8 protein-coding genes are annotated in these 7,767 nt (G+C 39.5%); 3 read left to right on the forward strand and 5 right to left on the reverse strand.

Annotated elements, in window-relative coordinates:
- Window positions 1-183: 183 nt before the first annotated feature.
- The 3 genes from BO222_RS01395 to BO222_RS01405 all read right to left on the reverse strand — a co-directional run bounded on the left by BO222_RS01395 (window position 184) and on the right by BO222_RS01405 (window position 2,790).
- Window positions 184-510 carry an FRAT-87 protein gene (locus BO222_RS01395; protein ID WP_075817706.1) on the reverse strand — a complete coding sequence of 109 codons (327 nt, stop codon included), beginning with the start codon at window positions 508-510 and terminating at the stop codon, window positions 184-186.
- 79 nt (window positions 511-589) lie between these two features.
- Window positions 590-1,018: a peptide-methionine (R)-S-oxide reductase MsrB gene (msrB, locus tag BO222_RS01400; protein ID WP_075817708.1), complete on the reverse strand. Its 429-nt coding sequence runs from the start codon at window positions 1,016-1,018 to the stop codon at window positions 590-592.
- Between the two features lie 371 nt (window positions 1,019-1,389).
- A complete protein-coding gene (locus tag BO222_RS01405) occupies window positions 1,390-2,790 on the reverse strand; it encodes a 6-phospho-beta-glucosidase (RefSeq protein WP_075817710.1) in 1,401 nt (466 codons plus the stop codon).
- A 285-nt stretch (window positions 2,791-3,075) separates the two neighbouring features.
- On the opposite strand from BO222_RS01405, the gene BO222_RS01410 reads away from it, so the two are divergent.
- On the forward strand, window positions 3,076-4,116 hold the full coding sequence (locus BO222_RS01410; protein WP_075817712.1) for a zinc-dependent alcohol dehydrogenase family protein: 1,041 nt from the start codon (window positions 3,076-3,078) through the stop codon (window positions 4,114-4,116).
- 223 nt (window positions 4,117-4,339) lie between these two features.
- On the opposite strand, the gene BO222_RS01415 is transcribed toward BO222_RS01410, so the two are convergent.
- Window positions 4,340-5,119, reverse strand: a complete 780-nt coding sequence (locus BO222_RS01415; RefSeq protein WP_075817714.1) for a ChbG/HpnK family deacetylase — start codon at window positions 5,117-5,119, stop codon at window positions 4,340-4,342.
- A 238-nt stretch (window positions 5,120-5,357) separates the two neighbouring features.
- Between BO222_RS01415 and BO222_RS01420 the strand changes: the two genes are divergently transcribed.
- Window positions 5,358-6,251, forward strand: coding sequence for a YihY/virulence factor BrkB family protein (locus tag BO222_RS01420; protein ID WP_075817715.1), 894 nt, complete (start codon window positions 5,358-5,360; stop codon window positions 6,249-6,251).
- 215 nt (window positions 6,252-6,466) lie between these two features.
- Here BO222_RS01420 and BO222_RS01425 read toward each other — a convergent pair whose 3' ends face one another.
- Window positions 6,467-7,231: a DNA alkylation repair protein gene (locus tag BO222_RS01425; RefSeq protein ID WP_075817717.1), complete on the reverse strand. Its 765-nt coding sequence runs from the start codon at window positions 7,229-7,231 to the stop codon at window positions 6,467-6,469.
- A 262-nt stretch (window positions 7,232-7,493) separates the two neighbouring features.
- On the opposite strand from BO222_RS01425, the gene BO222_RS13425 reads away from it, so the two are divergent.
- Window positions 7,494-7,767 (forward strand): hypothetical protein (locus BO222_RS13425; protein WP_143356892.1); only part of this gene is annotated, 274 nt, incomplete at its 3' end.

Below are 7,767 nucleotides of genomic sequence, written 5' to 3' on the forward strand. Positions count from 1 at the left end.
AAGCCCCTTCGGGGTCCTGTGGACCCTGGACAGAACAGACCAGGCATGTAGTGTTTGAATCAGGCAGTGAACTGGTCCAGTAAACTAACGGCTGTAAAACTACTTACACAGTTTAGTTGACAGATCCCCTTTCTTCATCTATCGGAGAAAGGTTTTTTCATATCAAGATTGATCCTATTGGTTTCAGGCTTTTAATGGAGCTGTCAGAGGCTTCAGTAGGGAGACTGCCTTTCCAGCTGCTTCAATTTCGTCAAGTTCAGCAGCGGCTTTAGCCAGTTCTCCTTCTTCAATGTGTCGCTTTCTCCATCCCATACTTGTATAGATACTTTCATACAGCCAATACAAAAGATCGTTCGCATTCAGATCCTGCTCTTTGGTAAAACGATGACTCAGTTTTTCAAGAAGCATCTTTTCACCGGGTTCATTCTGCATATTTTCCTTCAGATAGGTGATCCATTTTTCAATCGAACGAACAGGTTCGTTTTTTATCCGTGTCAGATTATTTTCCATTTGATCGGCTCCTTTCCTGCATCTGTTTCTTATCTTTTTATCTTTCCATTGCTGATTTAATCGATCTGTTGCTTCAATCTCACTTCAATTTCGCTTCAATTTGTGGAATATATTTTCCATAGCCTTCCTTTTCCATGTCAGCTAAAGGAATAAAACGAACAGCTGCTGAATTAATGCAATAACGAAGACCGCCAGTTTCCTTCGGCCCATCGTCAAAAACATGTCCTAAATGTGAATCAGCACTTTCGGACCGTACTTCCGTGCGAATCATTCCATGGCTGAAATCCGATTTTTCAATCGTCGAACCTTGAATAGCTTTAGAAAAAGCCGGCCATCCACAGGATGAGTAAAACTTATCTGTAGAAAGAAATAACGGCTGTCCATCGTGGATGTCGACATAAATGCCCGGTTCATCAAATTTCCAGTATTTACCAGTAAACGGTGCTTCTGTACCGTTTTGTCTGGTGACATAGTATTCCAGGTCAGTGATTGGCTGATTAAAATCCATATTCTGATTCCTCCTTGTATCTATCTCTATATCGTTTAAAACAGACCTCGTAAGTTCAATGACATAATCAAACTCATTCTCAACTGGCTGTTATTGATCCTTTGTGATTATCTACATTTGATTATTTCAGGTTTGGATCAGAAATTAATCTTGATTGACCGCAGACCGGTTCCAAAACAAAAAGAGATTCCGCTTGACTGATGATCAAACAGAATCTCGAATTATCAATTGGTTTGATTTACCCGGATTAATACAACGAGTACTGATATAACTGATGATATCAATTCAATTTAGAACCCGGCTTAGTATCTAAATTGTTTCTTTACAATCCATGTTCATCGAACCATCTGATCCGATTTATCATGTATGCTTTACTTACCAGCAGCCATCAGATCACGAACACGTTCGTCCTTGACTTCTACACCTGCAGCTTTGAGTTCAGCAATCTTATCTGCAAATTTTGGCAGGTATTTTTCATGAGCAATTAACAGTTCATCACAAACTCTTTTTGCTTTGTCACCCGATGGAATCAACGGATTGATGACAAAAGCGGTCAGCAGTTTTCCATAGTCACCGGTGACAGCAGCTTCTTCTGTACACTGTTCCATTGCTTTCATGACCTGCAGCCAGCCTCTTTCGGCTTTTGGCAGTTCGAAGCATTCAACATTGACAGGTCCATCTTTTCCAACATGAGTTGATACTTCTACAGCTACATCGTCTGGAAGTTCCTTGATTGCTCCATTGTTCATTGTTGTTAGAACGATATGCTTTCCAGAATCGGAATATAAAGCGGCAATGGTTTCACATGCAGCATCCGAGTAGTGAGCACCACCACGTTTTGCTAACTGTTCTGGTTTGTGATCCAGGTTTGGATCCTTATACAGTTCAAACAGTTCATCTTCTGTTTTCTTAACCTGCTCAGCTCTGGTTCCTTCTTCAGAAGCATATTCTTCAAGAAGATGATTAAGCATTTCTTCTTCACGATAGTAGTAGCGATGATAGCCGCATGGAATCACGCCAGCTTCCTTAAGCTGTTCCTTATAAAATTCAATATCGAAAATGTTGGCTGGAATTCCTGAATCTACATCTTCATCGAACATCGCATCGATGATCTGATCTGTGACTTCGTCGCCTTCCTTATCCCATACGCGGTGCCAATGGAAATGATTTACTCCACCGAACTTATAGACGAGATCATCTTCTTCTTTGCCAATGGTAGCTGGTTCCTTGATCATAGCATTGACTGGTACATTGCAAAGACCGGCCACTTTCTTCCAGTTTCCATACTTTAATACAGCTTCAGTAACCATTCCGCTTGGATTAGTGAAGTTGACCAGCCAGGCATCCGGGCAGAGTTCTTTCATATCCTCAACGATATCAAGAATCACTGGAATCGTGCGCAGGGCTTTGAAAATTCCACCAGCACCATTGGTTTCCTGTCCAGCCATTCCATAGGATAATGGAATTCTTTCATCTTTAATACGAGCTGGCAGCAGACCTACTCGAAACTGAGTGGTTACGAAATCAGCGTTCTTTAAAGCTTCACGGCGGTCCAATGTAGTATGAACTTTTACATCATAAGGTGAAGCATCCCACATTCTCTGAGCCATAGCTGCAACGATATCCATCTTTTCCTTACCGTCTTCAATATCCACAAGCCAGAACTCGCGAATTGGAAGCTGGTCATAACGTTTGATGAATCCTTCCATCAGCTCAGGAGTATACGAACTTCCTCCACCAATCGTAACAATTTTTACCCCATTTTCGTTCATTGTTTTTTCCTCTCTTTTTCTCTTTTACAACTTACTGACCTCAATATATCCAGACCCCAAAATACCTTCAAGATGAAAAAGATAAGCTGAAACCAAATTAACAATTTTGATGTAAGGGGATACACTTTAATGAAATTTCGTTTCAATTGACTCGAATTCCCCTGAATTCTTATAAAATGATCTCTTTTTTTCTAATGAATCCAATCATGAAATGCCCGATGTGAGTAGTAATTCGAAAATCTTCATGGTATATCAGAAGATGAAGAAAATATCGAAGGTAACGTAATGAAAGGAAGTTTTTTTCTAGGATCCAAAAATCAGCCAGTCTTTGAAGTGCGGGAAATGGATCTTAATGAATTAAAGGAAGATGAAGTCTTAGTCCGTAATATGGCCTGCGGCGTATGCGGGACTGATGTTCATATTTATCATGGAGAAGCTGGATCGGCTGACGTCAATCCTCCAGTCGTTTTAGGTCATGAATTTGCAGGAATTGTTGAAAAAGTTGGAAACGGCGTCAAAAGCTTAAAAGTCGGTGATCATGTAGCGATGGACCCAAACATGTACTGTCAGGAATGCCTTCCCTGTCGAATGGGTAAAAAGCAAAACTGTGAAAATCTAAAAGCTCTGGGTGTTACTCAGGATGGCGGATTTGCTGAATATTGCCGTATGCCGGCATCTCAGTGCTTTAAGGTCAATGAAGATATTCCATTTATTGAAGCAGCGATGGCCGAACCTCTTGCCTGTGTCATTCATGGAATTGATATTGCCGATATCCATCCAGGCCAGAGTGTTCTGGTGATTGGCGGAGGAACAATTGGTCTGTTAATGGTGCAGATGGCCAGACTCAGTGGAGCTGGAAAAGTTGTTCTTTCTGAGCCAGAAGAAGGCCGTCGAAAAGTCGCTCTTGAAATAGGAGCTGATGCAGCCATCGATCCAATCCATCAGGATCTGCAGGCTGAATTAAAACAAATTCTTCAGGCAGATGGCGCAGATGTGGTTATCGAATGTGTAGGAAAACCATTTGCGGTCAAACAGGCTATCGAATCAGCCGGATTTAATGGCAATGTTTTATTATTCAGTGTGCCATCTCCTGACGCAACCGTTGATTTGCCTTTGTTTGATGTTTATAAAAAGGAACTGCATATTTCTGGAAGTATGATCAATCCCGATACCCACCAGCGCGCAGTCAACCTGATCAATTCAGGCCGTCTGCAGCTTTCAAAACTGGTCACTCATACTTTCCCAATCGAAAAACTCGAGGAAGCCATTCAGTGTCAGATGTCACCTGAATCAATTAAAGTCATGGTGACTCCAGAACATAAATAGACTTACACAATAGGCTTCGAATCGTTAAATCTCTCATAAAACTGTTAAAGGACGTTTCCTGTGAAAACGTCCTTTAATTCATTATGCATATTTGCATTCACTATATTCACAGCAGATTGTTATTTATATCCGGCAGATCTCTTTGGTTACGATTACGCTGACATTACTCAGCTTCACTAGAGTCTATTTTCGGATTGTGAAAAGAAACAAAATTCAGGAGAAGCTAACGAATTTTCTGTAAATCCTTATAAGTGATAGTTCTGGCATTCTTTTGATCAAGCCAGGTTTTCAGCTCTGAAGAACAGAAAAATTCTGAATCATAAATACGTCCTACATTTAATGAAGAAATCCGCATTAAATCACTGTCCACATATCCAGGATGAAGAGCGATCTCGATCAGAAGATTGTTTTGATCAAGATCTCTGATGGCTTCATCAAGAGCGCGAATCAATTCTTCTGGCTGGTAGCCATCATTGATTGATGAGCCTGGATGAAAGGAGATGACTGGAATCATCGCCTGCTCAAATGGAGCTCCTGTTGCCTCATTTGAATCAATATAACAGCGGATTGGCCGATCATACTTTTCAGAAAGTTTAACCAGAATCTCTTTTCCGCCGCGAATCTGTTCAATCCCATGATGAGAATTGATATGATCCGGCAGCTTTCCATTCAATTCAATAAACCGATCAATCTGAGCATTGAGTTCTTCTTCCATTTCATATAAGGAAACATGATCTGAATTGCATAAAATTCTCTTATCGAAAGTTCCATCTTCCTTGATTAGTGTTGCTGCGTTAGTAAGTGGTTTTCCTGCAGTAAGACATAGATGAATTCCAACAGAAAGACCTGGATTATCTTTCCATAATTTGGCTGCTTCAATACAACCGTCCATGTTGGTCATCATAGAAGTTGAGTTAAGCATTCCGTTTTTATAGCAATCAATAATTGCCAGATTGCAGGCATGAGTAATCCCAAAATCATCTCCATTCAAAATTACTCTCATAAGTGCTTTGGTTTCCTTTCTTCTTTTCAATTCTTATTCTCAATCCATTTTCCAGGTTTTTGTTCATGATCATTGCCAGAACTGAGACTTCAGATATCTAAATCCTTAAACTCTAAATTTTATCCTTACAGGATTGTCTGCTTTGATAAACAGAGCATGTGAAAGCGCCATTCTTTACAATTTCCTGGCCTTCTTGAACAATAAAACCATCAGGAATTATTCCTGTCTGGAGTAGAAAATGAAATATTTTATTAACAGTTTAAGGTCTAAGCTGACTTCTGAAAAGCAAAGTTCAGTTGCCGTAGAGCTGCTGAAACGATATATGAGAGATGATATCGGGATGAAAGCAGCAGCCCTTTCCTATTATCTGATCTTCTCAATATTTCCAATGTTGATTTTACTGTCCATGATTGTCGGAATGATGCATTTGAATGCCTCATCGCTTGATGGTTTGCTTGATTCTCTGCTTCCGAAGGATATGATTGAGGTTCTCAAGAATTATATTGTCTATGTGAATGATTCTTACAACTCGACCCTGATGAGTTTTGCAATAATCTTTTCGATCTACTTTCCCTGGCGGTTTATTAAATCACTGATGGAAAGCATTCGCGTATCTTTTGGATTAGGAAAAAGCAAACATCTGTTAAGAGATATCATCAGACAACTGATTTGTACTTTGCTTTTACCTTTAACGATCCTTCTTTGCCTGATTTTGATTATCTTTGGGCAGAATGTGATTACCTGGATTTGCTCACTGCTTTTACCTGGAACAATCCGCCTGTCCAATCTGCTTTTAAATCTTTGGCAATACCTGCGTTTTGTGGCAGCCGCATTACTCATGTCAGCGGCATTGGCAATCCTGTACGAGTTATCTATGGATAAACCTCTGAAGGTCAAAAAAATACTGCCTGGAATTTTATTTTCAATCTTTACCTGGATACTGGCCAGTGTGATCTTTTCCTTCTATGTTGAAAACTTTGCCAACTATTCAGTCATCTATGGAGCAATCGGTGGGTTTATGGTGCTGCTGCTCTGGCTGTATCTGACTTCAACCATCTTTATTCTTGGTAGTGAACTCAACGATATTCTTTTGCAAAGAAAAGAAAAAGAAACAGCAGTAAAACCGTCATAATTCCTATATTGAATCCACAGCAATTTTCCTCTGAAAGATATTCCGTTAATCTTTCAGAGCTTTTTTATCCAACGATTTCCTCCGTTTTCTCGACCTTCATGCTCTTATTAGCATTCTGTCTTTCACTGATTCTGTCCATTTATCTTTTCATTTATCGTTATCTTTTCATTCATCGATTTTTTCTCGGCATTTCGTACAGACTGTTTACATTTTCATTACGTTCTTTTCAAAGCTCGCAGATTTCTTAGTTTTTCTTTATTTTCATCACTCACTCGAAAACTTTCGAGCCCTTTTGAAATGGACTTTTTATAGACATTTTCTGAAATACAGGAATCGTTCAAAACTTCATAGACATCTTCAAAATGATCAATCATTGCCGTAGCCAGAAACCAGGATTGAGCCATCCAAAAATAAAGATCTGGTCGTTTTGGATAAGCGATCCAGTCAACGATTTCTTTTGAATAGTTTTCCTTAAGAAAATGGTTCATGAAAACAATCATAGCAAAACGTGCCTGATAAATATTTTCGGCCTGCAGCCAGTCTTTCATTTCTTTTTGAAACTGAATTTTAAATGCGTGATCTTTCATTTTTCGTTTAAGAAATTTTGGACTTAATATATCGCACGCTTTCCAGCTGTCAATTCTTGAAAAAAATAAAAGCAGCTGTGTTTTCATCGATTCCCAGTCCTTGATTTCATTGATCAGCAAAGCATGGATCAGATCTTCTTCCAGGTACGCATGACTCGAACATTGCAAAAATTCATCAATCTGATTTTTAAGTGCCAAATCCACTTTACTTTCCTTTATCAGATCTTTGGTGAATTTTCTGAGTATTGGGACGCGGATTCCAAGAATTCTAGAAGGATCTGTCTGTGGATTCAACTTATAATCAAACTTTGCATAGGCTTCATCCATTTCAGCAATTAAGTCCTGACAGATCGGATGAATTTTTCTTTGAATCTCTTTTTTCGAATGATTCATCTGTATTACCTCAATCTTTTTAGAAAGTCATTCTTTTTAAATTTTGATTCTGAATCTTTCTATTTTCCTCATCGTTTTTGCATTTTTATCAATGTCGTTAAGTTAAGGAGTGTCTTCCATGCGGAATTCGCTCCTCGTTTTTTTGATTTTTAACACAAGCAGTGGAGTTGCTCCAAAAGTTTATAAATTATCCGAATATGGCACTTGACAGACCGAAGCTCGGAACTAATCCATAATCCGAAGGATTTCGGAGGTGGTTATTTTGACCCATTCGAAATCCCCTAAACAGTATCGCCAAATCTTCTATTCTTACCTGGACGGTCTGGCAGACTGCCCGGATCGTTCCCTGATTGAAGGCGAAGCCTTCACGCGAAACAGAAAAATTGGCCTTTCCCGTATTGCTCGTTTTATCGCTTCTCTGACAAGCGGCTCTATTCGCCAGCAGAATCTGACTTACTTCAAGACGCATAAAATCCAGGTCACTGACTCTGCCATATGTCAGGCTCGAAGCAAGTTCGACCACACAGTTTTAAAGA

The sequence above is a fragment of the Ileibacterium valens genome (assembly GCF_001945525.1).
GTDB lineage: Bacteria > Bacillota_I > Bacilli_A > Erysipelotrichales > Erysipelotrichaceae > Ileibacterium > Ileibacterium valens.

Excerpts from the sequence above, each read along its gene's own strand:
- BO222_RS01405 (WP_075817710.1), bottom strand. The coding sequence starts at position 2,790 with ATGAACGAAAATGGGGTAAAAATTGTTACGATTGGTGGAGGAAGTTCG.
- msrB (WP_075817708.1), bottom strand. The coding sequence starts at position 1,018 with ATGGATTTTAATCAGCCAATCACTGACCTGGAATACTATGTCACCAGA.
- BO222_RS01395 (WP_075817706.1), bottom strand. The coding sequence starts at position 510 with ATGGAAAATAATCTGACACGGATAAAAAACGAACCTGTTCGTTCGATT.
- BO222_RS01420 (WP_075817715.1), top strand. The coding sequence starts at position 5,358 with ATGAAATATTTTATTAACAGTTTAAGGTCTAAGCTGACTTCTGAAAAG.
- BO222_RS01410 (WP_075817712.1), top strand. The coding sequence starts at position 3,076 with ATGAAAGGAAGTTTTTTTCTAGGATCCAAAAATCAGCCAGTCTTTGAA.
- BO222_RS01415 (WP_075817714.1), bottom strand. The coding sequence starts at position 5,119 with ATGAGAGTAATTTTGAATGGAGATGATTTTGGGATTACTCATGCCTGC.
- BO222_RS01425 (WP_075817717.1), bottom strand. The coding sequence starts at position 7,231 with ATGAATCATTCGAAAAAAGAGATTCAAAGAAAAATTCATCCGATCTGT.